Genomic DNA, 25,660 nt, shown 5'->3' on the forward strand with positions numbered 1-25,660 from the left:
CCACAGGAGCCGATCTCGGGTGCCGTCGCTGTTGACCCGTTGATCGAGGCGATCGTCCAATAGAAATCGGGCACTCAACGATCTCTGTCGTTGGGAGCCCGATTGCATGTGGAGACGGGGATCAGTCCAGCGTGGTGAGGATCCTGGGCCCGTCCTCGGTGATGGCGATCGTGTTCTCTGAATGCGCGCCGTTCGAGCCGTCGGCCAAACGCAGGGTCCAGCCGTCTTTGTCGACGGAGAGCTGCTTCGAGGTGAATGACCACCAGGGTTCGATCGCGAGTGTCAGACCGGGCTTGAGCACCAGTCCACGTCCGCCCTTACCGCGGTTGGCCACGTGCGGATCCTCGTGCATCGTGTGTCCCAAGCCGTGCCCGCCGAAGTCGAGATTGACAGGAATGCGCTGTTCATCGGCGACATCGCCGATGGCCTTCGAAATATCGCCGAGGCGATTGCCCGGCTGTGCGGCCGAAATTCCGGCCTCCAGCCCTGCCCAGGTGGAGTCGATGAGGCGCTGATCCTCGTCGCTGCCGTTGCCGACGACGACGGAGCGCGCAGCATCGGCGACCCAGCCGTCGATGGACACAGCGAAGTCCAAGGTGAGCAGGTCGCCGTCCTTCATCACGTAGTCGTGGGGCTTGCCGTGGAGGACCCCATCATTGACGGAGAGGCAGATGACGTTGCGGAAGGGGCCTTCACCGAAGGAAGGGGCATAGTCCCAATAACAGGACTCGGCGCCGGCCTCTTCGATGAGCTTTCGTGCGCGCTTCTCCAGATGCATGATGTTCATGCCCGGTTCCGCGAGCTCAGACAATTCGGCCAGTGTCTTCGCGACGAATCGGCCGGTGACCGCCATCTTGTCGATCTCGGCGGGTGTCTTCAGCTCAATCACAGGTATTCTCCTTCAGTCGTCACGGGCTCAATCGCAACTTTAGTCGTTTGAGGTTCGCCTGCTGCCACCGCCCCGGACCGTCGCCGGTGAAACCCCGAATTCCCGCTTGAACACTCGGCTGAAGTGCGATGCGTCGTTGAAGCCCCAGCGGAAGGCAATATCGGTCACTGTGGTCGACTCCGATGCTCCCTCCAGTTCGCGGCGGCAGCGTTCTAGGCGCTGCTCGCGCACCCACCGCGCCACCGATGTCCCTGCCTCGGCGAAGACCAGCTGCAGAGTGCGGACGGAAACCGCATTGGCAGCGGCGATGGAAGGGACGGACATCTGCCGGTCATCGAGCCTCTCCAGAATGTACTGCTGTACCGCGGCGAGCAAGGAGCTGCGCTGACTCTGCGTCGTCCCCATCGCGGGAGCCAGAGAGACGTCGAGAAGGTCGATGAGCCCATTGACAGTCCGGTTCACCGCATCGTCGTTGAGCAGCTCCATCTCGTTTGCCAGGCTCCGCATCTGACCGGCGGCGATGGACAGTGCACCACGACCGGGCTTCGCGGAGATCGGACGGCTGCTTCCGAGCCGTGACGAGACGGACTGCGGGATGAGCGCTTCGGGAACGAGGAGGGAGATCTGCCGGTGCGAGCCATCGGTCTGGAACATGCCCTGCAGGTCATCGTCCCAGACGAAGAGATCACCCGGCTCGATCGTGAATTGCTGATCTCGGTACGAACACATCATCCGTCCGCTGAGCTGCAGCTGAATCCCCACGACGCCCTCGCCCTCGCTGGGGCCGTCTCGACGACCGGCGAATTCCGCACAGCGCACGTCGGCGACCTGGACTCGCCTGGTCCCACGGAAGCGGATTCGGGCAGCGTAGTCCTGCTTGATCGGCGATGACAGATCCCAAGCCAAATGCGTCGCCCGCATCTTCTCCGCCCAGCTGGTGAACCTGTCGTTCGCCGTCAGGGAATCCGTCGACCACGTCTGCATCTCGGACATGAAGTGTCTCCTTCCGCGTTCCGCGCCGATCCAGTGTGTCGATCCACGGAAGAACGGCGCTCTCCACCAGTCTGGGCCGGGCTGCACAGACTGACAAGACCGAATGCGCGAATGGTCATGCGCAGCCCCGATCGGCCGACCTAGGGTGTGTGCAAGATCATACAGCGGCCCGTGCACGGCAGACCGGCACGGCTCGGGAGATCCAACGCCTCGAGCATAGCTGGCTCTGATCAAACACACTCGTCGAAGGAGACATCATGGCTGAGACCACCGAACATGTAGACGTCCTGATCATCGGCGCCGGACTTTCCGGCATCGGTGCGGCCGCCCACCTCGTGCGGGAGTGCCCGGACAAGAAGTACGCGGTGTTGGAGGCCCGAGAAGCCATCGGAGGCACCTGGGACCTGTTCCGATATCCAGGCATCCGCTCGGACTCCGACATGTTCACGTTCGGGTACTCATTCAAACCGTGGAAGGACGCGAAGGCGATTTCGGACGGAGCGGCGATCCGACGATATGTCGAAGAGACCGCTGACGAGTACGGGGTCACACGTCACATCCGTTTCGGCCACCGTGTGCTGTCTGCGAGCTGGTCCACAGCCGATGGGCGTTGGAAGGTGACCGCAGAGCGCACTGACACCGCGCAGACGGTCGTCTTCACCGCCTCGTGGGTCATGGGGGCCACCGGCTACTACTCCTATGACGAGGGTTACAGACCGTCGTTCGACGGGGAGCAGGACTTCGCCGGAGAGGTCATCCATCCCCAGGACTGGCCAGAGGACCTCGACTACTCAGGCAGAAGGATCGCCGTGATCGGCAGCGGGGCCACCGCAGTCACGCTGGTTCCGAACCTCGCCGAGACGGCTGAGCACGTCACCATGGTCCAGCGCACCCCGACATACATCGCATCCGTGCCCGCCGTGGATTCCGCAGCGAAAGTGCTTCGTCGCATCCTGCCCGATTCTCTCTCGTATTCGATTCTGCGCTGGAAGAACATGCTGAGTCTGCAGTTGCAGTACTCCATGAGTCGCAGAAAGCCGAACCTGGTGCGGTCCAAGATCCGCAAGGAGACGATTCGACGCCTGCCCGCCGGTTTCGACGTCGATACTCACTTCAATCCGCCCTATGACCCGTGGGACCAGCGGCTGTGTGCAGTACCCGACGGTGATCTGTTCGAGGCGCTGAGTGCAGGCAGCGCATCGATATCGACCGGCAGCATCCGCAGATTCACTGAGAACGGAGTCGAACTCGATTCCGGTGAGCAGGTGGATGCCGACATCATCGTCACAGCCACCGGACTCAACCTCCGGTGGCTGGGCGGTATGGAGGTCATCGTCGATGGCGAGTCGGTCACTCTCGGCGACCGATTCGCCTACAAGGGAATGATGATATCGGGTGTGCCCAACCTGAGCATGGTCACCGGTTACACGAATAACTCGTGGACGCTCAAGGCCGACCTGGTCAGCCGCTACGCCTGCAGGCTGCTGCGGCATCTGGACGACAACGGCTATGAGAGCGCCACCCCGCGCACGCCGGTCGGCGAGTCGTCCAAGCCATTCCTCGACCTGGACGCAGGCTACATTCGCCGAGGTGTGTCCGAGATGGCCAAACAGGGCTCGCATCTGCCGTGGAGACTGCACCAGAACTACATCAAGGACATCCGAGTGCTCAGCGGCCGCCACCTCGATGACGGAGTCATGGTCTTCGGCCGCCGGGAATCTCAGAGAGGATCGGAGGCGAAGCTGGTATCGACCGATGGGCTGCGCGCGCCCTCCACGCAACAGGTGTCGGTGGAGGGGAGGTCGGTGCGCTACCGCGATGAGGGAGAGGGTACCCCCGTGGTCATGGTGCACGGCATCGGCCGCAGCCTCGAGGATTGGATGGAACAGCACGAACTGCTCCACGGGCGTGGATTCCGACTCATCAGCGTAGACCTGCCCGGCTTCGGCGAAACCGAACCGCTGAGCGAGAAGTACTCTCTGGAGGTTCTGGGCCGCTTCCTCGGCTCCTTCCTCACCGAGATCGGCGTGGATGAGCCGGCACATCTCGTCGGCAACTCACTCGGTGGTGCGGTATCCATGCAATTTGCGGTGCAATCACCGCGACGAGTGCGCAGTCTTGCACTCGTCGACAGTGCGGGATTCGGTCGTGAAGTCGCACTGCCGGTTCGCCTGATGTCTATCCGGCCTCTGGGCAGACTGCTCCGTTCGAATCCCAGCCCGGCCTCGGCTCGGCAGCTCGAGCTCAGCCTCTTCCACGATCCTGCGATGGTGACCGATGAACGGGTGAATCTGGGATTCCGCTACGCCGTCCAACCACACGCGACTCGTGTATTCCTCGACACCGCCGCCGCGCTCGGATCGATTCGCGGAGCACACCCGGGGTGGCGCAGAGAACTGATCGGTGCCCTCGCAGCACAGGGCACGCCCACCCTCGTCGTCTGGGGCGACAAGGACACCATCTTCCCCTTCGCCCACCTCGCCTCCGCCAACCGACTTCTGCCGCATGCGCGCACGCTCAGGTTCCACGATGCCGGACATATGCCGCAGATCGAGAAATCCGAAGAGTTCGCCGAGGCGGTCACGGACTTCTGGGCTGTCGAGACGTCCGAGCTCGAGCAGGCCGTCTGGATCGGAGGGAACAGCTCATGACACAGCTTCAGAACCTAGGGCTGGGATCCTGGCCGCGCCGCCGCGCCGCGCTCAGCCCCGATCATGTGGCCATCGAGTTCGAGGAAACCTCACGTACCTACGCCCAACTGGCCGACCGCGTCGAGAAGCTCTCGGGATGGCTCGCCGACAGCGGCGTCCGCGCAGGAGACCGGGTCGCCTATTGGGGCGGCAACCACCCGGCACTGCTGGAGACCCTGTTCGCCGCGACCCGTCTCGGCGCGGTGGCCGTTCTGATCAACGCCCGGTTGACGGGAACTGAAGCGGAATTCATTCTGCGCGACAGCGGCGCAACCGCGCTGTTCTTCGGCCGCGAGCAGGCAGAAGACGTTCTAGAGGCAGCCGAACACGTCGGCGTCGAACTCCTGGTCGACGTCGACAACTCGGGGAGAGCGCGGGACTACTCGGGCACCTCCTCGCCGAATGAGGTTGCCGAAGTGAACAGCGGCCTCGACGACCCTGCGGTCATCCTCTACACCTCGGGAACCACCGGCCGACCGAAGGGTGCAGTCCTCACACACGGGAACATCCTCTTCAATGACATCAATGTCCTCATCGAGAACGACATCCGACCCGACGAAGTCTGCCTTGCCGCAGCTCCGCTCTTCCACATCGCGGGTCTCAACGGTCTCGTGCTGCCCACCTTCCTCAAAGGCGGAACCATCGTGGTGCACCGGAACGTGGAGGCGGAGCGAATCCTCGCTGAGGTGCAGAACAGGGGAATCACCAGTATGTTCGCGGTTCCGGCGATGCTCGACGCGCTCTCCGCTCATTCGAGCTTCGACGGAACCGATCTCTCTACCCTGCGCACCATCGTGGTCGGCGGAGCTCCGGTGCCCGCTCGCACCTTGCAGGCGTGGACGGAGAGGAACGTGTCCGTGCAACAGGGATATGGACTGACCGAAACCTCGCCGGCAGTGCTCAAGCTCTCGGCCGAAGACGGCATTCGCAAGGTCGGATCTGCAGGAAAGCCGCAGTTCTTCGTCGACGTGCGCCTCACGGCCTCGAACGGAGCCCCGGCCGCGATCGGGGAAGTCGGGGAGATCCAGACAGTCGGACCCAACGTCATGCACGAATACTGGCAGAGGCCGGAGGCAACAGCCGAGGCGTTTTCAGGCGGGTGGTTTCGCACCGGTGACGCCGCCGTCGAAGACGACGACGGCTACTACTGGATCCGCGACCGGTACAAGGACATGTACGTCTCAGGCGGGGAGAACATCTATCCGGCAGAGGTCGAATCCGCGCTGATGGACATCCCGGGCATCGTCGAAGCTGCCGTCATCGGAGTCTCTGATGACAGATGGGGTGAGGTGGGCAGGGCATTCATCGTCCTTGAGGGCGACGCCGAACTCGAAGCGGCCGACGTCCGCACCGCCCTCGGCTCGAGCCTGTCGCGCTTCAAGATCCCTAAACAGATCCAGGTCATCGATCGGCTGCCTCGCACCACGACCGGCAAACTCATCAAGATCGAGCTGCGCGAGCTCATATGAGGCATCGAGCAACCTCGGCATCAATCACATCATCGAAAGGCAGCAATCATGCAGAAACTGACAGTCCTCGGTACCGGCGTTCTCGGGTCCCAGATCGCATTTCAGGCCGCTTACCATGGCAAAGACGTCGTGGCCTACGATCTCGATGCGGAGGCCGTGGCTGCGCTTCCCGCACGCTGGGACTACCTCAGACCTCTCTATCTGCGCGATCTGCCTGACGCGACGGAAGACAGGCTGGAGCAGGCCGTCGCCCGGATCAGCGCCTCGAATGATCTGGCAGCTGCCCTCGAGGATGCCGATCTCGTCATCGAAGCAGTGCCGGAGGTGCTGGAGATCAAACGAGACATGTGGGCGAAGGTCGGCGCACTGGCACCGGAGAAGACAGTCTTCGCAACGAATTCATCGACGCTCATGCCCAGCGACATCGCTGACGCCACCGGTCGTCCAGCCAAATTTCTAGCGCTGCATTTCAGCAATGAGATCTGGCGTCAGAACATCGGTGAGGTCATGGGCCACCCAGGGGCTGCGACAGAATCCGTGACCGCAGTGGCCGATTTCGCCGAAGAGATCGGAATGGTCCCAGTGGTGCTCAAGAAGGAGCAGCCCGGCTACATCGTGAACTCACTGCTGGTTCCATTCATGTCGGCTGCGGCCCGACTCTACGTCCGTGGGATCGCAGATCCCGGGGTCATCGATTCGACCTGGCGCACGGCGACGGGCTCGCCGTTCGGACCGTTCGAAATCAACGACATCGTCGGCATGGAGACCCCATACAACCTCAACTCACGCAGCGAGGACCCTGAACTCCGCGAGTTCGCCGACATCCTCAAGCGCGACTTCATAGACACAGGACGACTTGGGAGGGCTGTCGGTCGTGGTTTCTATAACTACGGTCCCGATGGCTCGATTCAGAGCAGCTGAGGCGCAGCAGGGCAGCAGGTGGTCCGGTTCACCGCATTCGACAGTTCAACAGCGAAACAGAAAGTGAAACTCATGGGAAGCACTGATTTTGATGCCATCGTCATCGGAGCCGGATCGGCAGGATCTGTGATCGCGCGTCGTCTCGTGGACGCCGGTCAGAAGGTGGCGGTCATAGAGGCCGGGGGCCATGACACCAATCCGGTCATCGGCAATGTTGCCGAGGCGGGGGCGCTGTGGCGCGGACCGGAGGACTGGGACTACACCACCACTGAACAGGTTGGCTGCGGGGGCCGTGAGCTGCGCTTGCCGCGGGGGAAGGTGATGGGCGGTTCACATGCCCTGAATGCCACCATCTGGGTCCGCGGTGCCGAACAGGACTTCAACACCTGGGCCTATATGGGCTGTCCCGGTTGGGGGTGGGACGACGTATTGCCGGTCTTCAAAGCCATCGAGAATTTCGACGGTGGTGATTCGGCGACCAGGGGTACGTCAGGACTGTTGGACGTCGTCGGAGAGTTCCCGATGAATCCGGTGCAGAAATCGATCCTGAAGGGCGCCCAGGAGATCGGCCTCGAGCTCAACGAGGACTACAACTCCGGAGATGTCGAAGGCGTGTCCAAGATGCAGCTGAACGTCCGCGACGGGAAGCGATTCAACACCTGGCATGCATATCTCAAGCCCGTAGCCGATCGTGAGAATCTGACCATCCTGACTGAAACGCATGTACGGCGTCTGCTGGTCGAGGAGGGCAGAGCCGTCGGCGTGATCGTGGAACAGGAGGGGATCGAAAAGACGTTCCGGGCGGCTGAGACGATCCTCACCGCTGGAGCGATCGGCACCCCCGAACTGCTGCTGCGTTCGGGCATCGGCCCTGCCGCCGAGCTGCTGGACATCGGAGTCGAGACCGTCCACGACCTGCCGGGAGTCGGGAAGAACCTGCACGATCACCTTCTCTCGCCTGTCATCTTCGGGACTCAGAAACCGGTTCCTACGCCGGAGGTTGCTGCAGCTGAGACACACCTGTTCTGGAAGAGCTCACCGGACCTCGCGGTTCCCGATACCCAGCCGATCAACTTCTCGCTTCCGATGTACTTCCTCGATTCGATGTCGGGACCGGACAACGGGTTCTCCCTCGTAGCCGGGATCGTCCGTCCATTCAGTCGTGGTGAGATCAGACTCTCGGGACCGAACCCGGAGGATCCGCTGCTCATCGACCTCGGCGCACTATCGGATCAGTCCGATGTCGACGCATTGGTCGCCTCGGTGCGGCAGTGCCGAGAGATCGGCAGAACGAAGAGTCTGGCCGAATGGGGGCCGACGGAGATCTATCCCGGACCGGACGTGTCCGATGATGACGCGGATCTGGAGCAGTACGTGCGAGACACCGCGGTGACCTACCATCATCAGGTCGGGACGAGCCGAATGGGACTTGACGCCATGGCCGTCGTTGATCCGCGCAGTTTCGAAGTGCACGGACTTTCGGGAGTGCGTATCGCCGATGCCTCGATCATTCCCCTCATTCCTACCGGCAACACGAATGCACCGACGATCATGATCGCCGAACGGGCAGCGGCGGTCATCATCGACCAGCTCAAGGAAAGAGTCTGACACGTGCGACGGTTCCGCAGCTGATCCCATATATTGCAAGGAAGCTTGTTTCCAGGTAGGTTCCGCACCATGAGAGATATCGTCTTCGCTGTCATCCTCGGCAATGCCTTCGGAATGTCAATGATGTCCGGAGCGCAGGCCTTCGATGAGGGCTCTGACTCGTGGATACTTCAGCTCATCGTCTTCCCTCTCGCCGCTGCAGCCGGAATCGTGTCGCTGCTCCTCAAGCAAAGAAAACGGGCGTCGGCCCAAGGCCGACACCCGAATTCCCACGACACTGATCAAGAGCCAGAACAGCCTCGCTGACTATTGCGCCAACTCATCGGAATGTTTGCGCTGCGCCAAACTTCTGCGGCGATAGTCGAGCCAGACGAGCGATCCGAGAATCGGTAAGGCGATGATGAATACTGCCCACGCCAGCTTGGTGGGCGCATCGACTTTCGACTGAGCCAGCGACACCAATGACCAAATTGCCAGACCGATGACGACGAGGAGGACCGCGGTCCAGGCGAAGTCGTACCAAGCGGGGAGCAGCGGAGTCTCAGACATGTCAGCAGACTATCTCATCTGACAAGTGACCTTCAGAGGAACTCCACACCCTGGGCCAGCGGGAGCTCACCCGAATAGTTGACGGTGTTCGTGGCCTGCCGCATGTAGGCCTTCCACGAGTCGGTGCCGGATTCGCGGCCGCCGCCGGTCTCCTTCTCGCCACCGAAGGCCCCGCCGATCTCCGCACCGGAGGTGCCGATATTGACGTTGGCGATGCCGCAGTCGGATCGGGACAGGAATTTCTCCGACTCGGCCAGCTCCGAGGTGAAGATCGCCGAGGACAGGCCCTGCGGCACTCCGTTGTGGATCTCAAGTGCTTCGTCGAGATCGGAGTAGGTGACGACGTAGAGGATCGGAGCGAAGGTCTCCGACTCCATCACCGAGGTTTGGGTGGGCATCCGCACGACCGCCGGCTCCACATAGTGTGCATCGGGTCGTTCGTCGTCGAGGACGCGAGCACCGCCGGTCAGGACGGTGCCGCCCTCGGACTCGGCCTGCTTGAGTGCCGCCTGCATCGCCTCATAGGAGCCCTCATTGATGAGCGGTCCCACCAGCACGCCGTCCTCGGTGGGAGACCCGATGCTCAGCGTCTTGTAGGCCGCGACGATCTTGTCCACGAAGTCATCGGCGATGGACTCGTGGACGATGAGGCGGCGCAGGGTTGTGCAGCGCTGACCGGCCGTACCCGCAGCCGCGAAGACTACGCCCCGCAGCGCCAGGTCGATGTCGGCACTCGGGGCCACGATCGCACCATTGTTGCCGCCGAGTTCCAACAGAACCCGGCCGAAGCGTTCGGCCACGACCGGACCGACCTCACGGCCCATGCGCACCGAACCGGTGGCAGAGACCAGAGCCACTCGCTCATCGCGGACCATGGCATCGCCGATGTCCCGGCCGCCGACGAGGACAGGGACGAGTCCTTCCGGAGCCCCCACCTCGGCGGCGGCACGAGCCAGCAGGGACTGCGCGCCCAGGGCTGCGAGCACCGCGTTCTCCGACGGCTTCCACACCACGGCGTCCCCGGCGACCAGGGCCAAGGCCGTATTCCAGGAATACACGGCGACGGGGAAGTTGAAGGCGGAGATGACACCGACGACCCCGAGCGGATGCCAGGTCTCCATGAGTCGGTGACCGGGGCGCTCACTGGGCATGGTCTTGCCCCACAGCTGACGGGACTGGCCGAGTGCGAACTCGCAGATGTCGATCATCTCCTGCACCTCACCGGCGGCCTCGGACGGGGTCTTGCCCGCCTCGACCGTGATGATCTTCGCGAGGTCCTCCTTGTGCTCGCCCAGCAGCTGTCCCCAGCGCTGGACCAGCTGACCGCGCACGGGTGCAGGGACATCTCGCCAGGCGGCGAACGCTTCGGCGGCTGCGCCGATCTTCTCCGAGGCGGATTCCTTGGTGTCCGCGGCCAGTGTGCCCAGGCTCTGCCCGGTGATGGGGGAGCGGGCAGGCAGGCTCGCTGCGGCGGAGGACCCGGCGGTGAGCACGGAGGTGTCGACCCCGCAGGCTTTGAGGCCGCCGGTGAGCAGGTCGGTGATGGTCTGGTCGGTGGGCAATGCGGTCATTGCAGTCCTTTCGCTGGTGCTCCTGGTGAGCGGGAATCTGATGATGTGCGTAAGTCACGGTCGATGGGAGTGAGCAACGGTCGATGGGAAGGGGGTGCGGGGCGTCAGACGATGTTGAGCTCCTTGCGCAGTCCCGAGGTGGCAAACCGACGTTTGTCCAGGCCGGAGACGTCGACGAAGGGCTGATGGCCGGTCATGAGGTCGGCGACGACCTCCCCGACGGCCGGTCCCATGAGGAATCCGTGGCCCGAGAACCCGCAGGCGTAGAAGAAACCGGAGAGCTCCTCGGCCTCACCGATGAGCGCATTGTGATCCGGGGTCATTTCATAGAGTCCCGCCCAACCGCGTTTGGCCTCGACATTGCCCAGGGCAGGAGCACGGGTTTCGATGAGTTCGGCCAAAGTGGGCAGCCAGTCCGGGTTGCGCTTGTCATCGAAGTCCCACACATCGGCCTCGTCCGGGCAGCCGAAAAGCAAGCCGGGACCCTCTGGATGCACGTAGAAGCTCGTGCTGAAGTCGATGGTGAAAGGCATGCGCGCCAAATCGATGCCCAGAGCCGCCTCATCCACGGGCTCGCTGACCATGATCTCGCGGCGCAGCGGCCTGACCGGCAGATCAACCCCGGCCGCCTCGCCGATGAGTCCGGACCAGGCACCGGCGGCACACACGACCTGCGCACACTCGATCCTGCCCTTGCTCGTGGTCACCGCGGTGACCCTGCGGGAGCCTGCACCCTCGGACGATTCGAACCCGGTCACCTCGCAGTTCTTGAGCACCTGCACGCCCAGGCCGCGTGCGGCGCTGACATATCCGGACACCACGGCCTCGGGCGTGCAATGCCCATCGCCGGGGTTGAAGGCCCCAGCAACGATGCCCTCTGTGTCGATGTACGGAGCCAGCTCGGCCACCTCGGCGACGGTGAGCATCCGGGAATCCAGGCCCATGCGCTGCTGGAGTGCGACGTTGGCCGCGAAGGTTTCGGCATCGGCGGCGGAGTCGAGGAGGAACAGGTAGCCGTTGCTCACCAGATCGATGTCGACACCGAACTCGGTTTCGAAGTTGCGCAGCACCTCGAGGCTGCGCGTGGCCAGGGCGATGTTGACCTCATCGGAGAATTGGCAACGCACCCCGCCGGCGGCCTTCGACGTCGAGCCCGAGCCGGGGACGTTGCGCTCGACGAGAACGATGTCCTTCGCGCCGTGTTTGGCCAGGTGGTAGGCGATGGATGCTCCCATGACTCCGGCGCCGATGATGACCACCTCGGCGCTCGCCGGGGCTGTTGCTGTCGGTGATGTGCTCTCCAACTTCCACCTCTTTCGTCTCCTGCCGCAGCGACCGTCCTTGGTCGCCGCTGCAGTGGGGACGCCGACGTCGATGTCGGCGGAATGCGGCTCACTGCCCATTGTGGTTCCCGTCACGTTTAAGGACAAGAGTGAGTATATGAAAACTGTTTTTAGGAAACGTGAAAAGAGCTATGCTGTCGCCATGGGATGGACCTTGGGACAGCTGCGCACATTCGTCACCGTGGCCGAACTCGGGTCCATGACCAGGGCCGCGGAACAGCTGGGCTACAGCATCGGCGCGGTCTCCCAGCACATGAGTGCCCTGCGTCGGGCCGTCGGCTCCGAACTCTTCCTGCGCCGAGGCAGGGGGATGATCCTCGCCGAGGCTGGCCGGACGCTGCTTCCACGTGCCCGCAGCATCCTCGCCGCTCAGAAGCAGGCAGAGATGGCGATGCTGGGCAGGGATTTCCGCAGCGAGGCCATCGTCACGCTCGGCGTCTTCGGCTCCGCCTCGACCAGGGCGCTACCGTCGATCGTCAGAGCACTTGGCCAACGGCACCCACACATCGAGGTCCGAGCCCGCGAGATCAACGTCGAGACGATGTCGGCGGCCGTCATCGACGGAGCCATCGATCTGGGCATCGGTATCAACTATCCGGCCGTGCCCCTGCCGCCCATGCGGGGGCTGAGCTGGAGAACCGTCGCCAGCGAGGACTTCGGCATCGTCGTGCCCGCGGGTGCACCGCAGCTCACACCACAGGACCTGGCCGAAGCGGATTGGATCCTGCCGCCGGCCGAAGAGCTCTTCGGGCGAGCGATGCGACTGGCCACCTCGGCGCTGGGCATTGCCGCCAAGGAGACCCACATCGTCACCGACACCGCGGTCGCGCTCGCCCTGGCCGGGACGGGACTCGGCCTGACGCTGGCGACTCCGATCATGATGTCCCTGGGCGGGCCTGACGTCGATCTGCATCCCATCGCCGAGGCGGGCGGCCGGGAGATCATCGTGCTGACATCCCCGGACCCGGCAGATCCGGTCGCCGCCGTCGCCGAGGTGGTGGCCGAGGTCTTTCGTCCTAGGATGGGGCCATGAGCTTCGATCATCAGTGGAACCGCATCCGTGAGACCAACCCCGACCACTCCGCGAACTACGCCGAGAGGTGGCGCAACCTCGCTGCCTCGGGTCACGACATCGGGGGAGAGGCGCGGTTCGTCAATGCGATGGCGCCGCGTGGGGCGCGCATCCTCGATGCCGGCTGCGGAACCGGTCGGGCCGGTGGTCTGCTCATCAATGAGGGCCACACCGTCTACGGTGTCGATCTCGACGAGTTCCTCATCTCTGTCGCCGAGGAGGACTTCCCGAGCGGTGAATGGCACACCGGCGACCTGGCCGAATTCGATTTCGCTGGCGCAGGCATCAATGACATCGACGTGGCGTTCTGCGCCGGCAACGTCCTGTCCTTCCTCGACCCGGCCTCACGTCGCCAGACCTTGTCGAACATCAAATCGACGCTGAAGCCCGGTGGACGCTTCGTTGCCGGCTTCGGAGCCGGCCGCGGCTATGACTTCGCAGACTTCATCGACGATGTGAAGTCGACCGGCATGCTCGTCAACCTCAAGCTGGCCACCTGGGAGCTCCACCCCTTCGAACCAGACAGCGGATTCCTCGTCCTCATCGCCGAGCGCGTGTGAGAGATGCGGCGAATATGATTTGCTGGAACAGACAGAGCCAATTCGAGATGAAGTGAGGTCAGCATGATTTTCATCGTTGTGAAGTATGACGTGAAGCCCGAAAGCGTCGAGAAGTTCCCCGAAGCGGTGCGCACCTTCACCGAGGCGACACGGTCGGAGCCGGGCAACCTGTGGTTCGAATGGTCCAAGAGCCTGGAGAAGGACAACGAGTTCGTCCTCGTCGAAGCATTCACCGACGAAGGGGCAGAACCTCACGTCAAGAGCGATCACTTCGCCGCCGGACTCGAAGCCATGCGCCCCCACCTGGCATCGACGCCGAAGATCATCTCGCGCAAGATCGACGGCGAAGGCTGGGACGAAATGGGCGAACTCCAGATCGACTGATCGGCACCTTCCTCTCACCGCCTGCATTGCGACGACCCTGTTGAAATGGGTCTGGGTTGCCTAGACTTCTCCCATGGCAACCAAAGCGATGAATGTGCAGGCGATCGAGAAAGCCCTCGGCGAACCCTGGGCTGACACTCGGGCCCGCCTCGAAGCGGCTGGGGGAGCGTCGGCGAGTCACAAGGAACTCGCCGACGCCCTCTACCCGCAGTTCGACGGGGTCGTAGAAAAACACGGGTGGTGGGTCCAAGGCGCGGTCGTGGCCTATGAGCAGGAGATCGGCAGACGTGTGCCGGGCCAGCGCGCCGACGGAACCTTCGACGTCGCAGTCTCGCGCACCGTGACCGGTACGCGAGACGATGTCATCACCCGCTTCGCCTTCCTCATCGACGAGGGAACGCTGGCAGGCGTGGCTCTCGACGGTGAGGCGCGCACCTCGACGACTGAGAAGCGTTCCTTCTGGCGGGCGAATCTCGAGGACGGAACCAAGTTCGAGGCCGCGGCCGAACCGAAGGACGAAGGCAGGACGATGCTGGTGCTCACCGCGTCGAAGCTGCCCAGCACCGAGGCCCTCGAGGAGCGGCGAGCCGCGCTCAAGGAGCTCCTCGGGCAGCTCTGAGTATGCGATCGCCTGTGGCTGGCGGGACCTTCAGTGCCTCAGCCGCCGACGATCGGATTCCACGTACCGAACGCATGCGCGGCCACGATCGCGAGAACGCAGACGGCCACTGACACCGTCACAGCCACACCATCCCCGGCGCCGAAGGTCGAGCGCCTGCGCCAGGTCCGTCCGGGACGACCGAACGCCCTGCCCTCCATGGCCATGGCCAAAGTGGTACCGCGTCGGATCGACTGCACCAGCAGCACGAAGATACCGGCGAAGAGACTCCCCGTGCGCCGCACGATCGAACCCCCGGCGAGGCCCCTGGCCCGTCTGGCCATCGCCAAAGTCTGCCATTCGCTGACAAGCAGCCCGAGCAGTCGGCTCGCCGCGAGCACCGAGACGACGACCACCTCGGGCAGGTGCAGCCGCTGGATGAGCACATCCGCGAGGTCACGAGGATCAATGGTGGAGGCCAGGACGATGAGCGGAATAGCCAAGGCCAAGGCACGCAGGAAGATCGCGGCCGCTGCCTCGAGAGAACCCGTCGTCATCAGGACCGGACCGAGGTCGATGACCACCGCACCGGTCTTCTCTGCCAGAATCGCCGTGCCCCACGCCGCCAGAAGTGCGCCGAGAGGCAGGAACCACAGACGCTTGAGTGCAGCTATCAGGTCCAGCCCCGTCGTCGGCAGTGCGAGCAGGCAGAACCCCAGGACGACTCCCGCCGAGACCATGTCGATGCTCAACAGTGTTCCGACCATGAGGATGAGCGCCACAGCGATCTTCGTCAGCGGATTGCATCTGACCAGTGCCGTGGTGCGCACCAAGGGAATGAGCTGGCCGGGATCATGCACCGCGACCTCGGTGCCCGTGGCAACTGTGGCTCGCCCAGCCGGATCGGTGTGCTCGATCGCGTGCTCACGCAATTCGCTCACCTGCCTTCGTCCTCCGACTCAACTCGACCCGCCTGGCCCCGATGGCGTCGAGGAACGCATGGTCGTGGCTGACCGCGACCACGGCGGACCCGCGGGCAAGGACGTCGATGAACTGCTCGACCAGACCGGCCCAGGTCAGGGCATCCTGGCCGAACGTCGGTTCGTCGACGACGAGCACCTGCGGCCGCGGCGCCATCATGGCAGCCACCGACAGGCGACGCTTCTCACCGCCCGAGAGGCCCTGTGGATGGGCCTCGGCGAGCTTCTCAAGTCCCAGCACCTCGAGGAGTTCGGCGACGCGATCGTCGACCTCGGCACTCGACCATCCGGCCAGCCGCGGTCCCAAGGCCAGCTCCTCGGTCACACTCGAGCGCAGGAACTGATGTTCGGGTTCCTGGAACACCATCCCGATGCGAGGAGCCAGAAACGCTGAGGGCCACCGGAAGGGTCGGGCATGCTTGGCACCATCCCGCAGATTACCGACAGCTCTCACCTCTCCCTCGAATTCCCGGATGAGGCCGGCCAGGGTCAGCGCCAAGGTCGACTTGCCGGCCCCGTTGGCGCCGACGATGCCCAGGGCCTCACCGGACCGAACGGACAGATCGAGGCCGGTCGCCGCGGGAACCTTCGCGCCGGGGCGAGCCACACTGAGGCACTCAGTCGTCAGCACGACCTCGCCGTCGGGGTGGGGGAGCGGTTCCGCACCAGGCTGCACCGCAGGGTTGGAGGGTCCGGCCGTCTCCGGCACCCAGATCCCACACTCAACCAGCACCTCGGCGAGCGCAGGATCACCGAAGACCGACCTCGGCGGACCCTGGGCAAGCAGGCCCGCTGGGCCGAGGACGATCACGGTGTCCACGTGATCGAGCCACAGTCCGACCCGGTGTTCGACGATGACCATCGTCGCCGAGGTAGCCGCCTGGGTCTCGAGGACAGCATCCCGAACGGAGGCGGCGGAGTCCGGATCGATATTGGCCGTCGGCTCATCGAGGATGATCACCTGCGGTGCCATCGCGTGGATTCCTGCCAGCGCCAGACGCTGCTTCTGTCCTCCGGACAGTGCAGCGGTGGGATGGTCGTGGGGGAGACCCAGGCCCATTGCCGCAAGGGAAGTTGGAATGCGAGCGGCGATGACGTCGGCGGGCAGGCCCAGATTCTCCATGCCGAAGGCGACATCATCACCGACCCGGGAGAAGATCACCTGCGAATCGGGGTCCTGGAGGACCAGCCCGGTCTCACCTCGGCGCGGATCCGGTGGACGGTCACCGATGAGAAGCTGACCATCTGCCTCACCCGACTCGGCAGGCAGAACTCCGGCGGTCGCATGCAGGAGGGTGGTCTTACCTGCCCCGGACGGGCCGAGCAGAAGCACCTTCTCACCTGCTGCGATGTCCAGATCGAGGGGACCGACCGCGGGTTCATCACGGTCGGCATGGCGCCACGAGAACCCGCGGGCGCGAATCGGCAGGGCCATCAGCGCGCTCGGCCGGAGGCGAAGGCGCTCAGGGCCCCGGTCTTCGCGATCGCCCGGTAGGCGAACCAGGCGCCGATGCCGGAGATGACGATGCCGGAGATGATCGCGCACACGGCATAGGCAGCCTGGTAGCCGAACTGCCATTCGGCGTTGTACATGATGTTCTCGCTCACGGACATGAACGCGGCGGCCAGCAGCCCGGCCAAGCTCGTGACCCACAGGGTGAACCTGCGATAGCCGAAGGCCGCGAAGATGAGTTCGGCGCCGAGGCCTTGGATGAGTCCGGAGAGCAGAACGGTGGCTCCGAAGTGAGAGCCCAGCACCGCCTCGACGATGGCGGCGATCATTTCGCACAGCAGAGCGGCACCGGGTTTGCGGATAATGGCACCGGCCAGAGGGCCGGCGAGGACCCAGAGGCCGGCGATGAGGCCGATCGATGGAGGGAAGGCCTGGAACCCGAGTTCGAGGACCTTCCAGCTCAGGGCCAGGACCCAGAAGATGAGTCCGACGCCGATTCCCAGCACGGCGGTGACAACGTAGTCGACGACCCGCCACTGCTTCGTCGCCGGTACCTGGGAATAGTGGGGCGCGGTCTTCACAGCGGAATCCGGCGCAGTCATTTCTGGCATAGTGCCTCCTCATATCAAGGAGGGGTAGAAGAGTCTCGACTTCCTTCGGCGGTGCTAGCCGCATCAGGTTCGAGGGTCTGCAGCTTCATCTGCACTCTCAGCGCCCCTTTCGGCGCTCCCCTGTCGTGAGAACCACTGTACCCCAGTCGACGCGCAGAGCTCGTTACGGAAAGTTCACCTGCCGTTGACTCGGCGGTCGCACGTCGGCGGCGGAGCTTTCATTACCGACGGGTAGGAATATTCGGGTGAAAGCACAACACCTGAGATCTCCGATGAGTATTCTGTCCGTTTCGGCACTGCTGGCGGCTCTCGTCGCAGTACCTGTCCCTGCGCATGCCGGGCTCACACCTGCCGAGCCCACGCAATCGCCCTCGACCTCGCCCTCGACGCAGCCAGAGGCGGACGAGGAGTCCGCGATCTCCGATGTGGTGCTGCAGGTCGGGGCGGATGAGAGCGCTCGCAACCTGTCATGGATGAGCGAGAACTCCGGTGAGGGCGAGGTCCGCTGGGCTAAAACCTCGGAGCTTGAGGGCTCGGCTCTGCCCGAGGATGCCCATAGCGCCGAGACCAGCGACTCGGGCCTGTCGACCGATCTCAAGCGCCACTACAATCATGCGAGCATGACCGGTCTGGAGCCGGACACCGAATACTCCTACCAGGTCGGCAGCGAAGAGGATGGCTACTCAGCCGTGGCGCAGTTCGACACGGGTGGTTCCGGCGGCGACAGCGAATTCCTTGTCTTCGGTGACCCGCAGGTCGGTGCCGGCGGCGGGCAGCCTGATGACGCGACTGGTTGGGACAGGACCTTGAACTCGGGGCTGGAGACCGCGCAGGATCCGCGGTTCTTCTTCTCTCTGGGCGATCAGGTGAACTCAGCAGGTGACCAGGGGCAGTACGAGCAGTACCTGGCTCCGGAGGCGACTCAGGAAGTTCCGCAGGCGACGACGATCGGCAACCATGATGTCGCTTCGAAGTCCTATGAGCAGCACTTCAACCGCCCGAACGTGAGCAGCGACCACGGTGAAGGCGGACTCGTTGCGTCCGGCGGTGACTACTGGTTCATCGATTCGGGGGTTCTGTTCATCAATATCAACTCGAATGACTCCGACACCGACGAGCATGCGGAGTTCATCGATGAGGTCGTGGCCGAGCACGGGGACGAGGCGCGCTGGACGGTCCTCGGGTTCCACCATTCCATCTATTCGACCGCGACCCACAACAGCGACCTCGACGTGAAGCGGCTGCGTGAGGCGATTCCACCGGTGGCTGCGCGCAACGACATCGATCTCGTGGTGTCCGGTCACGACCACATCTACAACCGGACCTTCCTCATGGATGCCGAAGGCAAGAAGGTCGAGTCTTCCGATGCCGGTCTCGAGCAGGAGAAGGAGGAAGGGCAGACGATGTACCTGACTCTGACCTCGTCCTCGGGATCGAAATTCTACGACTATGTTCCGGGTCTGGATTGGGAGGCCAAGAGCGTCCACAACGACATCCCGGCCTTCACCCGAGTGCGGGTCAGCGACGAAGCGCTGCGCGCGACGACCTACGAGGTCCCAGCAGAAGGCGCGCAGCAGGCTGAAGCACAGGCGGCGTCCGAGAAGATCGACGATGTCGAGATCACCCGCTCCGGCGATGACGCACCCGAGCCGGGAACCGACGCCGGAGCAGACGCTGACGCAGAAGACGCTGCAGCAAGCTCCGACGGTTCCTCGGCAGACGCCGACAGTGCTTCGGCGGACGCGGATGGTGCTTCAGCCGAAGCGGACAGCGTGTCAGCTGAAGCCGACGGCGCGTCACCGGAGGCCGACGGCACTGATTCAAGCGACGGCTCGAACAGTGCGGATGCGGGCACCAGCTCGGACGGAGCTGAGTCCGACTCGGACTCGGACTCGGAACGTGCCGATTCTGACGCTGCGACTGCCGGCACGACTGACAACGACGGCACGACTGAGGCTGAAGGTACGACTGACAACGACGGCACAACCGAATCCGACGGCGCAGACGCGAACGCCGCCTCCGCTGCCCCCGCCGACTCCGGCACAACCTCGGCGAACTCAGATTCAGCTGCGGACGGCGGCGATCTGCCGCGCACCGGTACTCAGCTCGGACTGCCGATCGGCCTCGGTGCGGGCGCAGTCATCATCGGGGCCGTGCTGCTGCTCGTGTCCAAACGTCGCCGCAGCCTGCGCTGACGCAGCCGGCGCTGAGCCACTCTGCGCTGACGCGCTCGGCTCAGCTCGGAACGACCATGACCGGGCCATCGGCATGATGGAGGACTCCGCGTGACACCGAACCCAGAAGTGCACTTCTGACTGCTCCTCGCCCGCGAGTGCCGAGGACGGTCAGCTGTGCGGTCTTCGTGGCTTCGAGGAGTTCCTCGACAGGGTCGCCGATGGGCACCTCGGCACTCACCAGCAGGTCGGGGAACTGCTGGGCCACTGCCGCGACTTCGGCCTCGAGCGCTGTCTCGAGTTGCTTCTTCCTTCGTCCGGAGACCTCGGCGCTCAGCTCGAGTTCGGGGTACCAGTAGAGCCACTCGTCTCCGGCCGGGAGGACGGAGACGATGTCGAGTGCGGCATTTCGCGAGTTGGCGACTTCGGCAGCGGTGAACATCGCCAGTCGCCCAGCGTCTGAGCCGTCGACTGCGACGACCACGCGCGCACCGTCCGGCTCCGTGCGGTGGTCCGGGACGACGATCGTCGGGCAGTGGGAATGGGCGGACAGTGCCGTAGACACCGAGCCGAGAATTCGGCCCATGAATCCGCCCCGGCCTCTGGCTCCCACGACCACGGTCCGGGCGTGGGCGCTCAGATCCCTCAGCACCCCGGCTGCGTCGCCCTGATCGGCCCGGTAGGAGACCTTGCCCGCATGGTCTCGCAGGAGTCCGGCTGCCTCGCCGAGGCGCTTCTCGACCGCCCGAAGTGCCGCTTCCTCCTCGTTCTCCTCCGGCATTGATGCGATGTTCGGATAGATCATCGCGGGAACGGTATAAGCGGCGACGACGGTGAGAGGGGCTTTGCGACGCGTGGCCTCGGCTGCTCCGTATTCGAGGGCGCGCGCGGCGAGTTCGGAGCCGTCGTAGCCGACGAGGATTCCGAGGTTGGTCGATGTCTGGTCAGCGGAGCGGTTCTCGGCAGTCATGGCAGACCTCCCGTGGGGCCGACTGTACCCGGACGAGGACGATGGCCCCGTCATCAGAACCGTCCTCGTGGACTCAGTCTACCAAGGTTCTTCTACGGAATGTAGAAAACCTTTCAGATCGCGAAGCCCATATGAGCCAGCGCGTAGCGGAGGATGTGCTCCTGGCCGTGGCACATCTCGCCGACGATGTCGGAGCGCAGCGTCTCCTCCGGTGTCAGCCAATCGAGGCTCAGCGCATCCGCGCGAGGAGTGCACTCGCCGCGGACTTCGAGGATGAAGCACATTGAGATCGCATGCTGGCGGGGATCGTGGAGGAGTGACGAGCCTTCGGTGGGAAAGTACTCGGCGATGTGGAACGGTGCGATCGCAGGTGGGATGACTGGCAGTGCCATCGGTCCGAGGTCATTCTCCGCATGGCGCATCAGCGCCGAGCGGATGCTCTCGTGGAAGCGGATCCGCCCGCCGACGACCTCTCGCCCCAGCGTTCCGTCGTCCAGGCTGCGCAGCAGGAGGCCGATTCGCTCGACGTCTCCCGATTCGCCCACTCGTACGGGGATCGCATTGACATAGGGGATTGGCAGTCGCCGTCGCAGCTGAGCGAACTCGGCATCGTCGAACCAGTTCTCGTCGAAGTCCAGAGCAGTGCGCGTCATGGATCAATTGTGGCACAGTTCACTGGCGGCTCAGCCTGACAGGCAACAGTGACGCAGATCACTCTCGTTGGTATTATTGAGAGTATGGTCTTCGCGAATGCAGGCACCCTTGGGGTTCGACCCGGACAGCGTGACGCCCTGGTTGAGCATCTGACCGTGCGCAGCGATCATCTGTCTCGCGTCGGCTGTCTCAGCTACGAGGTCGGCGTCAACGATGAGCAGCCGGACACCGTCTTCGTCGTCGAGCTGTGGGAGAGTGCCGAGGCGCATCGGGCCTCGCTGGAACTCCCTGAGGTGCAGGCCTCGATTGCAGCCGCCCGCCCCATGCTGTCGGGAGAGTTCGGTGGATTCCACTTCGACGTCATCGGATCCCCACTCCGTGACTGAGCGTTCCGTGACTGAGCGTTCCGCAAGTACTTCACGACTGAGTCCTCGCACCGGAACCTCCTGGAATCACTGCCCTCCACCGCGACTGTCCAGCCGAATTTCGGTAGGCGGGACCGGGTGGTGGGATCGAGGTTCCTTCGGGTAAAGTATCTTGATGTCGAGATAAAATTCTGACCAGACCGTGACAGAGAAGTGACGTAGCCTACAGTTGTGTCAGCCACTCTCAGACCTGAACGGTCAAGGACGTTTGAAGGGGTTAACCATGATCGATCATGAAGTCCGCACGTACAAGAGCTCAGAGAACCTGGCTCGTGAAGACCAACTCGCCTGGAAGATCGCCGAGGTCGCCTCAGACCCGACTCCAGTGGATTCAGAGGTCACCGAAATGGTGATCAACCGCGTCATCGACAACGCCTCGGTAGCCGCAGCTTCGGTGCGCCGCTCGGCCCCGCTGCACGCTCGGGAACAAGCACAGACCCACCCCTACTCACCCGGAGCCACAGTCTTCGGTCTGCCACTTGGTGAGCACTTCTCCCCGGAATGGGCAGCCTGGGCCAACGGGGTCGCCGTTCGCGAACTCGACTTCCATGACACCTTCCTCGCCGCCGAGTACTCACACCCCGGCGACAACATCCCACCTGTCCTCGCAGTCGCCCAGCACAAGGGAATCAGCGGCAAGGACCTCATCAACGGCATCGCCACCGGCTACGAGATCCAGGTCGACCTGGTCAAGGGAATGTGCCTGCACGAGCACAAGATCGACCACGTCGCCCACCTCGGCCCATCGGCAGCAGCCGGCATCGGCGCCATGCTCGGCCTCGACACCGAGGTCACCTTCCAGGCCATCCAGCAGGCCCTGCACGTGACCACCGCGACCCGCCAGTCCCGCAAGGGCGAGATCTCCTCGTGGAAGGCACACGCTCCTGCGTTCGCCGGCAAGATGGCCGTCGAGTCCGTCGACCGCGCCATGCGCGGCGAGGGCGCACCCAACCCGATCTACGAAGGTGAAGACGGCTTCATCGCCTGGATCCTCTCCGGCCCCGAGGCCCGCTACACCATCCCTCTGCCCGGTGCAGGCGAGGCCAAGCGCGCGATCCTCGACACCTACACCAAGGAGCACTCCGCCGAATACCAGGCGCAGGCGCTCATCGACCTCGCCCGCAAGCTCGGCGGCGAGATCGAGGACCTGACGAAGATCAAGCGCATCGTCATCCACACCTCGCACCACACGCACAACGTCATCGGCACCGGCGCGAACGATCCGCAGAAGATGGATCCCAAGGCCAGCCGCGAGACCCTTGATCACTCGATCATGTACATCTTCGCTGTGGCCATGGAGGATCAGGGCTGGCACCACGAGCACTCCTACGCACCCGAGCGTGCCGGACGTCCCGAGACAGTCAAGCTGTGGCACAAGATCGAGACCACCGAAGACAAGGAATGGACTCGCCGCTACCACTCGACCGATCCCAACGAGAAGGCCTTCGGTGGCCGCGTGGAGATCGAATTCGAAGACGGCTCGACCCTGGTCGATGAGATCGCCGTGGCCGACGCGCACCCCTTCGGTGCCCGTCCCTTCGCCCGTGCGAACTACATCGAGAAGTTCAAGACCCTGTCCGAGGGCATCCTCACCGGTGCCGAGCAGACTCGCTTCATCGACCTGGCCGAGAACCTCGAGAACCTCGACGCCAAGGGCGTGGCCGAACTCAGCTTCACCGTTGACGGCCTCGAGCACACCGGCTCGAAGGGCATCTTCTGATGTTGGGGGCAACCACAACGCCGGCTGAGCGCCGCGCGAAGTTCCGTGAGCTCCTCGCCGGTGACCAGATCGTCCAGTTCCCCGGAGCCATCAATCCGATCAACGCTCAGATCATCGAGCAGACCGGATTCGAGGGCGTCTACATCTCCGGAGGTGCCTTCTCCGCGGCCATGGGCCTGCCCGACATCGGTCTCACCACCCTCACCGAGGTGGCCGATCACGGACGCAACATCGCCCGGGTGACGAACCTGCCGACCTTCATCGATGCCGACACCGGCTGGGGTGAAGCCATGAACGTGGCCCGCACCATCCAGGAATTCGAAGACGCCGGAATTTCGGGGATGCACCTCGAAGACCAGGTCAACCCGAAGCGCTGCGGCCACCTCGACGGCAAAGAGGTTGTCACCGCTGCTGAGATGTCCAAGCGCATCAAGGCCGCCGTCAAGGGCCGTCGGGATGAGAACTTCGTCATCAGTGCCCGCACCGACTCCCGCGCAGGCGAAGGTCTGGACGCGGCGATCGACCGCGCGAAGGCCTACGTCGACGCCGGAGCGGACCTGATCTTCCCCGAAGCCATGCGGGACCTCGGCGAATTCGAGAAATTCGCCAGCAGCGTGGATGTTCCGATTCTGGCGAACATGACAGAATTCGGAAAGAGCGAACTGTTCACGACCGAGCAGTTGGCGAACGTCGGAGTCAAAGTCGTGATCTACCCGGTCACAACTCTGCGTCTCGCCATGGGTGCGATCAAATCGGGCCTGCAGACCATTCGCGACCAGGGCACACAGGTGGACCTGCTCGAGGGAATGCAGACCCGTGCGGACCTGTACGACACGATCGACTACGCTGCGTACAACGATTTTGACGCGGCCGTATTCAACTTTTCACAGGAGGGTCACCAGTGACCGAAGAAATCAAGAAGGGCCTCGCCGGCGTCGTCGTCGACACCACGGCCGTTTCGAAGGTAGTCCAGGAAACGAACTCGCTCACCTACCGCGGCTACCCCGTGCAGGAGCTCGCAGCCAACTGCAGCTTCGAGGAAGTCGCCTATCTGATCTGGAACAGCGAACTGCCGACCAAGGCTCAGCTCGAGGAATTCCAGGCCCGCGAGCGTGGGCAGCGCGGAATCGACGACAAGCTCGTCCAGCTCATCCTCGATCTGCCCAAGGACTGCCACCCGATGCACGTGGTGCAGACCGCGGTGTCCTACCTCGGCGCCGTCGATCCTGATGCTGATGTCGAAGGCGAAGAGGCCAACCTGGCCAAGGCTGAGCGTCTCTACGCACAGCTGCCGACGATCGTGGCCATCGACCACCGTCGCCGCCACGGCCTCGACCCGGTCGCGCCGACGAAGGACCTCGGCTACGCCGCGAACTTCTTCAAGATGGTCTTCGACGAGGTTCCCGACGAGGCAGTCGTGCGCTGCTTCGACATCTCGATGATCCTCTACGCGGAGCACTCGTTCAACGCCTCGACGTTCACCACCCGCGTCATCACCTCGACGACGGCTGACCTGTACTCGGCAGTCGCCGGCGGCGTCGGCGCCCTCAAGGGACCCCTCCACGGCGGTGCCAATGAGGCCGTCATGGCGATGCTCGAAGAGGTCGGCACTGCCGACAAGGCATCGGTGTGGATCGACGATGCGTTGGCGAAGAAGGCCAAGATCATGGGCTTCGGACACCGTGTCTACAAGAACGGCGACTCGCGCGTGCCCACCATGCGCAAGGCCTTCGAGAACATGGTCGAGGCCAAGGGCGCAACCGATCTCCTCGATCTCTACAACGCCTTCGAAGAGGACTTCGTGGGTCGTAAGGGCATCTACCCGAACCTCGACTACCCGTCAGGCCCGGCTTACCACCTGATGGGCTTCGACACCGATCAGTTCACACCGATCTTCGTCATGGCCCGCATCACCGGCTGGACCGCTCACATCATGGAACAGCAGGCCAACAACGCTCTGATCCGTCCGCTGAGCGCCTACGACGGTCACGAGCAGCGCGAAGTTCCCGCAGACCGGGGCTGAGAA

Annotated in this window: 24 protein-coding genes and 1 riboswitch; of the genes, 14 read left to right on the top strand and 10 right to left on the bottom strand. The window is 63.8% G+C overall.

Annotated elements, in window-relative coordinates; all coding sequences use genetic code 11:
- Positions 1-121 precede the first annotated feature (121 nt).
- Together map and PGC08_RS05455 are read right to left on the bottom strand one after the other, a co-directional pair.
- A complete protein-coding gene (map, locus tag PGC08_RS05450) occupies positions 122-889 on the bottom strand; it encodes a type I methionyl aminopeptidase (RefSeq protein ID WP_271709695.1) in 768 nt (255 codons plus the stop codon).
- Between the two features lie 39 nt (positions 890-928).
- Complete coding sequence (locus PGC08_RS05455; RefSeq protein WP_271709696.1) at positions 929-1,882, bottom strand: helix-turn-helix domain-containing protein; 954 nt, start codon at positions 1,880-1,882, stop codon at positions 929-931.
- 257 nt (positions 1,883-2,139) lie between these two features.
- On the opposite strand from PGC08_RS05455, the gene PGC08_RS05460 reads away from it, so the two are divergent.
- The 5 genes from PGC08_RS05460 (at position 2,140) to PGC08_RS05480 (ending at position 8,876) form a co-directional block, all read left to right on the top strand.
- Entirely contained in the window at positions 2,140-4,533 is a 2,394-nt protein-coding gene (locus tag PGC08_RS05460; RefSeq protein WP_271709697.1) for an alpha/beta fold hydrolase, read from the top strand.
- On the top strand, positions 4,530-6,041 hold the full coding sequence (locus PGC08_RS05465; protein ID WP_271709698.1) for an acyl-CoA synthetase: 1,512 nt from the start codon (positions 4,530-4,532) through the stop codon (positions 6,039-6,041). Before PGC08_RS05460 ends, PGC08_RS05465 begins: the two co-directional genes overlap by 4 nt.
- 48 nt (positions 6,042-6,089) lie before the next feature.
- Positions 6,090-6,962, top strand: a complete 873-nt coding sequence (locus PGC08_RS05470) for a 3-hydroxyacyl-CoA dehydrogenase (protein ID WP_271709699.1) — start codon at positions 6,090-6,092, stop codon at positions 6,960-6,962.
- Between the two features lie 72 nt (positions 6,963-7,034).
- The gene (locus PGC08_RS05475) at positions 7,035-8,570 is read left to right on the top strand and encodes a GMC family oxidoreductase (RefSeq protein ID WP_271709700.1); all 1,536 of its coding nucleotides are present in this window, start codon (positions 7,035-7,037) and stop codon (positions 8,568-8,570) included.
- Positions 8,571-8,639: 69 nt separating this feature from the next.
- Positions 8,640-8,876 (top strand): hypothetical protein, encoded by a 237-nt coding sequence (locus PGC08_RS05480; protein ID WP_271709701.1) that lies wholly within the window; start codon positions 8,640-8,642, stop codon positions 8,874-8,876.
- Here PGC08_RS05480 and PGC08_RS05485 read toward each other — a convergent pair whose 3' ends face one another.
- The 3 genes from PGC08_RS05485 to PGC08_RS05495 all read right to left on the bottom strand — a co-directional run bounded on the left by PGC08_RS05485 (position 8,877) and on the right by PGC08_RS05495 (position 12,108).
- Positions 8,877-9,119 (bottom strand): PLD nuclease N-terminal domain-containing protein, encoded by a 243-nt coding sequence (locus PGC08_RS05485; RefSeq protein WP_235352340.1) that lies wholly within the window; start codon positions 9,117-9,119, stop codon positions 8,877-8,879.
- Between the two features lie 32 nt (positions 9,120-9,151).
- Positions 9,152-10,690, bottom strand: a complete 1,539-nt coding sequence (amaB, locus tag PGC08_RS05490; protein WP_096160228.1) for an L-piperidine-6-carboxylate dehydrogenase — start codon at positions 10,688-10,690, stop codon at positions 9,152-9,154.
- A gap of 104 nt (positions 10,691-10,794) precedes the next feature.
- Complete coding sequence (locus PGC08_RS05495; RefSeq protein WP_271709702.1) at positions 10,795-12,108, bottom strand: NAD(P)/FAD-dependent oxidoreductase; 1,314 nt, start codon at positions 12,106-12,108, stop codon at positions 10,795-10,797.
- Between the two features lie 22 nt (positions 12,109-12,130).
- On the opposite strand from PGC08_RS05495, the gene PGC08_RS05500 reads away from it, so the two are divergent.
- From PGC08_RS05500 to PGC08_RS05515, 4 genes are all read left to right on the top strand, one after another.
- Positions 12,131-13,066, top strand: coding sequence for a LysR family transcriptional regulator (locus PGC08_RS05500; protein ID WP_271709703.1), 936 nt, complete (start codon positions 12,131-12,133; stop codon positions 13,064-13,066).
- The gene (locus PGC08_RS05505) at positions 13,063-13,665 is read left to right on the top strand and encodes a class I SAM-dependent methyltransferase (RefSeq protein ID WP_009884283.1); all 603 of its coding nucleotides are present in this window, start codon (positions 13,063-13,065) and stop codon (positions 13,663-13,665) included. Before PGC08_RS05500 ends, PGC08_RS05505 begins: the two co-directional genes overlap by 4 nt.
- A gap of 63 nt (positions 13,666-13,728) precedes the next feature.
- A complete protein-coding gene (locus PGC08_RS05510; protein WP_096158394.1) occupies positions 13,729-14,049 on the top strand; it encodes a putative quinol monooxygenase in 321 nt (106 codons plus the stop codon).
- A gap of 73 nt (positions 14,050-14,122) precedes the next feature.
- Positions 14,123-14,668, top strand: coding sequence for a hypothetical protein (locus PGC08_RS05515; protein ID WP_096167099.1), 546 nt, complete (start codon positions 14,123-14,125; stop codon positions 14,666-14,668).
- 38 nt (positions 14,669-14,706) lie between these two features.
- On the opposite strand, the gene PGC08_RS05520 is transcribed toward PGC08_RS05515, so the two are convergent.
- From PGC08_RS05520 to PGC08_RS05530, 3 genes are read right to left on the bottom strand one after another with little or no spacing between them, the layout of a single operon-like run.
- Positions 14,707-15,588 carry an energy-coupling factor transporter transmembrane component T family protein gene (locus tag PGC08_RS05520; RefSeq protein ID WP_271709704.1) on the bottom strand — a complete coding sequence of 294 codons (882 nt, stop codon included), beginning with the start codon at positions 15,586-15,588 and terminating at the stop codon, positions 14,707-14,709.
- On the bottom strand, positions 15,572-17,062 hold the full coding sequence (locus PGC08_RS05525) for an ABC transporter ATP-binding protein (RefSeq protein WP_271709705.1): 1,491 nt from the start codon (positions 17,060-17,062) through the stop codon (positions 15,572-15,574). The genes PGC08_RS05520 and PGC08_RS05525 overlap by 17 nt, the downstream gene beginning before the upstream one ends.
- Positions 17,062-17,682, bottom strand: coding sequence for an ECF transporter S component (locus tag PGC08_RS05530; RefSeq protein ID WP_271710041.1), 621 nt, complete (start codon positions 17,680-17,682; stop codon positions 17,062-17,064). Before PGC08_RS05530 ends, PGC08_RS05525 begins: the two co-directional genes overlap by 1 nt.
- A gap of 32 nt (positions 17,683-17,714) precedes the next feature.
- A riboswitch (TPP riboswitch) is annotated at positions 17,715-17,823 on the bottom strand.
- Between the two features lie 140 nt (positions 17,824-17,963).
- On the opposite strand from PGC08_RS05530, the gene PGC08_RS05535 reads away from it, so the two are divergent.
- Positions 17,964-19,886: an FN3 domain-containing metallophosphoesterase family protein gene (locus PGC08_RS05535; RefSeq protein ID WP_125187834.1), complete on the top strand. Its 1,923-nt coding sequence runs from the start codon at positions 17,964-17,966 to the stop codon at positions 19,884-19,886.
- Between the two features lie 40 nt (positions 19,887-19,926).
- On the opposite strand, the gene PGC08_RS05540 is transcribed toward PGC08_RS05535, so the two are convergent.
- Both PGC08_RS05540 and PGC08_RS05545 read right to left on the bottom strand, forming a co-directional pair.
- The gene (locus PGC08_RS05540) at positions 19,927-20,835 is read right to left on the bottom strand and encodes a universal stress protein (protein WP_271709706.1); all 909 of its coding nucleotides are present in this window, start codon (positions 20,833-20,835) and stop codon (positions 19,927-19,929) included.
- A 113-nt stretch (positions 20,836-20,948) separates the two neighbouring features.
- Positions 20,949-21,488: a DUF4916 domain-containing protein gene (locus tag PGC08_RS05545; RefSeq protein WP_009882948.1), complete on the bottom strand. Its 540-nt coding sequence runs from the start codon at positions 21,486-21,488 to the stop codon at positions 20,949-20,951.
- An 84-nt stretch (positions 21,489-21,572) separates the two neighbouring features.
- On the opposite strand from PGC08_RS05545, the gene PGC08_RS05550 reads away from it, so the two are divergent.
- From PGC08_RS05550 to PGC08_RS05565, 4 genes are all read left to right on the top strand, one after another.
- On the top strand, positions 21,573-21,875 hold the full coding sequence (locus PGC08_RS05550; protein WP_114384621.1) for a putative quinol monooxygenase: 303 nt from the start codon (positions 21,573-21,575) through the stop codon (positions 21,873-21,875).
- Between the two features lie 262 nt (positions 21,876-22,137).
- Positions 22,138-23,634 carry an MmgE/PrpD family protein gene (locus tag PGC08_RS05555; RefSeq protein ID WP_009882946.1) on the top strand — a complete coding sequence of 499 codons (1,497 nt, stop codon included), beginning with the start codon at positions 22,138-22,140 and terminating at the stop codon, positions 23,632-23,634.
- On the top strand, positions 23,634-24,539 hold the full coding sequence (gene prpB, locus PGC08_RS05560) for a methylisocitrate lyase (RefSeq protein ID WP_009882945.1): 906 nt from the start codon (positions 23,634-23,636) through the stop codon (positions 24,537-24,539). The genes PGC08_RS05555 and prpB overlap by 1 nt, the downstream gene beginning before the upstream one ends.
- Positions 24,536-25,657 carry a bifunctional 2-methylcitrate synthase/citrate synthase gene (locus tag PGC08_RS05565; RefSeq protein ID WP_271709707.1) on the top strand — a complete coding sequence of 374 codons (1,122 nt, stop codon included), beginning with the start codon at positions 24,536-24,538 and terminating at the stop codon, positions 25,655-25,657. Before prpB ends, PGC08_RS05565 begins: the two co-directional genes overlap by 4 nt.
- The last annotated feature ends 3 nt before the right edge of the window (positions 25,658-25,660 follow it).

Origin of the sequence: Brevibacterium sp. BDJS002, assembly GCF_028201555.1 — a bacterium.
Classification (GTDB): domain Bacteria; phylum Actinomycetota; class Actinomycetes; order Actinomycetales; family Brevibacteriaceae; genus Brevibacterium; species Brevibacterium aurantiacum.

Coding starts and splice junctions, on each gene's coding strand:
- PGC08_RS05455 (WP_271709696.1), bottom strand. CDS start 1,882: ATGTCCGAGATGCAGACGTGGTCGACGGATTCCCTGACGGCGAACGAC.
- PGC08_RS05460 (WP_271709697.1), top strand. CDS start 2,140: ATGGCTGAGACCACCGAACATGTAGACGTCCTGATCATCGGCGCCGGA.
- PGC08_RS05465 (WP_271709698.1), top strand. CDS start 4,530: ATGACACAGCTTCAGAACCTAGGGCTGGGATCCTGGCCGCGCCGCCGC.
- PGC08_RS05470 (WP_271709699.1), top strand. CDS start 6,090: ATGCAGAAACTGACAGTCCTCGGTACCGGCGTTCTCGGGTCCCAGATC.
- PGC08_RS05475 (WP_271709700.1), top strand. CDS start 7,035: ATGGGAAGCACTGATTTTGATGCCATCGTCATCGGAGCCGGATCGGCA.
- PGC08_RS05480 (WP_271709701.1), top strand. CDS start 8,640: ATGAGAGATATCGTCTTCGCTGTCATCCTCGGCAATGCCTTCGGAATG.
- PGC08_RS05485 (WP_235352340.1), bottom strand. CDS start 9,119: ATGTCTGAGACTCCGCTGCTCCCCGCTTGGTACGACTTCGCCTGGACC.
- amaB (WP_096160228.1), bottom strand. CDS start 10,690: ATGACCGCATTGCCCACCGACCAGACCATCACCGACCTGCTCACCGGC.
- PGC08_RS05500 (WP_271709703.1), top strand. CDS start 12,131: ATGAAAACTGTTTTTAGGAAACGTGAAAAGAGCTATGCTGTCGCCATG.
- PGC08_RS05505 (WP_009884283.1), top strand. CDS start 13,063: ATGAGCTTCGATCATCAGTGGAACCGCATCCGTGAGACCAACCCCGAC.
- PGC08_RS05510 (WP_096158394.1), top strand. CDS start 13,729: ATGATTTTCATCGTTGTGAAGTATGACGTGAAGCCCGAAAGCGTCGAG.
- PGC08_RS05515 (WP_096167099.1), top strand. CDS start 14,123: ATGGCAACCAAAGCGATGAATGTGCAGGCGATCGAGAAAGCCCTCGGC.
- PGC08_RS05525 (WP_271709705.1), bottom strand. CDS start 17,062: ATGGCCCTGCCGATTCGCGCCCGCGGGTTCTCGTGGCGCCATGCCGAC.
- PGC08_RS05530 (WP_271710041.1), bottom strand. CDS start 17,682: ATGACTGCGCCGGATTCCGCTGTGAAGACCGCGCCCCACTATTCCCAG.
- PGC08_RS05535 (WP_125187834.1), top strand. CDS start 17,964: ATGAGTATTCTGTCCGTTTCGGCACTGCTGGCGGCTCTCGTCGCAGTA.
- PGC08_RS05540 (WP_271709706.1), bottom strand. CDS start 20,835: ATGACTGCCGAGAACCGCTCCGCTGACCAGACATCGACCAACCTCGGA.
- PGC08_RS05545 (WP_009882948.1), bottom strand. CDS start 21,488: ATGACGCGCACTGCTCTGGACTTCGACGAGAACTGGTTCGACGATGCC.
- PGC08_RS05550 (WP_114384621.1), top strand. CDS start 21,573: ATGGTCTTCGCGAATGCAGGCACCCTTGGGGTTCGACCCGGACAGCGT.
- PGC08_RS05555 (WP_009882946.1), top strand. CDS start 22,138: ATGATCGATCATGAAGTCCGCACGTACAAGAGCTCAGAGAACCTGGCT.
- prpB (WP_009882945.1), top strand. CDS start 23,634: ATGTTGGGGGCAACCACAACGCCGGCTGAGCGCCGCGCGAAGTTCCGT.